Annotated in this window: 5 protein-coding genes; all 5 read right to left on the reverse strand. The window is 45.6% G+C overall.

Annotated elements, in window-relative coordinates:
* Window positions 1-7: 7 nt before the first annotated feature.
* Window positions 8-493 carry a hypothetical protein gene (locus tag BSCG_RS00555; protein ID WP_008777604.1) on the reverse strand — a complete coding sequence of 162 codons (486 nt, stop codon included), beginning with the start codon at window positions 491-493 and terminating at the stop codon, window positions 8-10.
* 11 nt (window positions 494-504) lie between these two features.
* Window positions 505-963 (reverse strand): TraQ conjugal transfer family protein, encoded by a 459-nt coding sequence (locus tag BSCG_RS00550; protein WP_008777605.1) that lies wholly within the window; start codon window positions 961-963, stop codon window positions 505-507.
* A gap of 49 nt (window positions 964-1012) precedes the next feature.
* Window positions 1013-1495 carry a hypothetical protein gene (locus BSCG_RS0128200; RefSeq protein WP_032849896.1) on the reverse strand — a complete coding sequence of 161 codons (483 nt, stop codon included), beginning with the start codon at window positions 1493-1495 and terminating at the stop codon, window positions 1013-1015.
* A 7-nt stretch (window positions 1496-1502) separates the two neighbouring features.
* Window positions 1503-2087, reverse strand: a complete 585-nt coding sequence (locus BSCG_RS00545) for a conjugal transfer protein TraO (RefSeq protein WP_008777607.1) — start codon at window positions 2085-2087, stop codon at window positions 1503-1505.
* A gap of 2 nt (window positions 2088-2089) precedes the next feature.
* On the reverse strand, window positions 2090-2270 hold a 181-nt coding region (locus BSCG_RS29270; protein WP_139016529.1), incomplete at its 5' end, for a DUF4138 domain-containing protein.

A 2270-nucleotide genomic window follows, 5' to 3' on the forward strand; every position in this document is an offset into this window, starting at 1 on the left:
ATTGATATTATCTCAACCGTGGTCCCGTTCTCTTTTTTTCTTTCACAGGCACAATCTCTTGTCGCGGTGTTTCTTGCGGCCTCATTCTTTCACTGACAGTCTCATTCTGAAGAATTCTATTTAATTTCCGTAGGTCCTTGAGTAATTCCTGTTTGCATTCCATCTCCAGGGAATGGGCCATATTCGACATCGGACTGGTACTCCTTGCAACAAGCGGACCGTGCAGGAGATCATCTTCTAAATACAGGGTACAACGCTTCAAAATCCCTTCAATGTCCTTCGGCGTTTCAGCGGCATCAATCGACTCCTGAATAGCCTTGTAATTTTTATCCATATAATAGGCCTTATACAAGTCATCGGCATGCCAACCAAAGAAATAAAGATAGTTGCTTTTCAGTTGTGCGCTATACTCTTTTATATTGCTTTCCACAACACCTTTCTTCTTGTCAAGATATTGCTTCAACTGTTCGATCCTTAAATCACTTTTATCCATCGCTGCCCCGTTTATTGTTTCGTATCCGTTTCGCTCTGAAAAGACACATCCAGTTCTCTTTTCTGGTGGAAATTATCCGTCACCACAAACTTAATCTCCGCATTCTTGCTGCTCCGGTTACGATAGAAGAGTGTGAATACCTGCCGGCAAGGATCGCTGCCGTCCAACTCCGCAATCGAATCCAACGGTTGCATCTCCCGGTTCACCAGCCGGACATTCTTCTTGTCGTATACCTCACCGCTACCCTCCATCTGTATATAACCGATTTGATAGCGGGCTTCCTCATAGTTTCCGCTGCGGTTCAGTGTCAGACGAATCTCCACGGTCTCATCCGGGGAGATGGTTTTCTGAAGATACCACGAGGTAAGGGAGAAATCATAAGCCTGCTGCACTTCCAGTTTATCGTCACAGCTACCCAGCAGGCACAGCAATGTGAAGATGATACTGCTTGCAATTAATTTTATCTTCATGACTTTACGTTTTATTAAATTAATAATTTACTTGAATCCGACGGCATGGCTAACGCCTGATGCCCCGTTTTGTCTTCTTTTCAGGCGGTCCTTCTTTCTTTCCGGTTTTATGTGCCTGCTGCTGATTTTCTTCAGGAGGTGTTACTGAAAGAATATTCGCAAATTCCCGGTAATCCTTTATCAGCTGCTGCATACATTCCAGCCTCATGGAATGGACCATGTTCGCCCCCCGGCTGGAACTTCGGCAATCCAATTGGCCGTCCAGCAGTTTCTTCTCACAGCAGGCGGCATTCTCCTTGAGGACATTCCTGATTTTATTGATGTCTTTTATTCCATCCACCGCCTGGCGGAGTTTCTTATAACAGTCTGACATAAAGTGGGATTTGTACAGGCTCTCCGCATTCCACTCGAAATAGTACAGAAAATTCCCATCCATCTGTTTCTCCAGCTTGGCTATGTCCCGGTTTTCCCGTTCTATTTTTATGTCCAGCCAGTGCAGCATCTGGTCTATATTCCAATTATTTTTTTCCATGCTATCCCTAATTAAAAATGTACTTGAATCCGGCGGCGACCACCGTGTGGAAATGTCCAACGGACGAACCGAAGAATATCCTTTGGCGGACATTGAAAAGAAGCACCAGCCTGTCCGAAAGGAACACTTCCATCTCGAAAGCCGGAACAAAACCGTAAATGAAGCAGCCGTCATTCTTTAGTGCTGCCCCGTCATAGAGCAGCTTCCTGTTCCAGTTGGTCGTCTCATAGCCGGCCAGTCCGGAAAGTCCGGCAGAGAAGAACACGTTCTTGTCACGGTCCGAGAAGAACGGCACGAAATAACCTATTTCTCCGGTAAACTGTGCTTTGGGTATTGCAATCTCCTTATAGGAATAGTGTTTCTTCACATAATCCACCCCGAACAACCAGCGGGAATGGTTCCGGTTATACCGGCTCAAAGCCAGGTCCACCTGAAAGTTACCGCCTAAATGCTTTACATTGGAACCGAAGTTGTCTACACCGCCAAGCGTAAGCTGGATGCCCTGTTGTCCCGGCAAATAGCGTTGGGCAAAGGATTTGTCTGCCGCAAAGGGCAGACAAATACATAACATAATAAATAAAACCCTTTTCATGATTACTCCTTGATTAATTCATTCATGACACGCGCATCCACCAGGTCACTATTCTCAATATAGAACCGCTGGTGGCGGCCTCCTGCTTTCTCGTAGATTTCCACTTCCAATAATTTGTCATCAGGAATAATTATCTTCGGGAAAGCATACACGATACGTCCCGTACCTTTTCCCTCGATGCGT

Origin of the sequence: Bacteroides sp. 2_2_4, assembly GCF_000157055.1 — a bacterium.
Classification (GTDB): Bacteria; Bacteroidota; Bacteroidia; order Bacteroidales; family Bacteroidaceae; genus Bacteroides; species Bacteroides ovatus.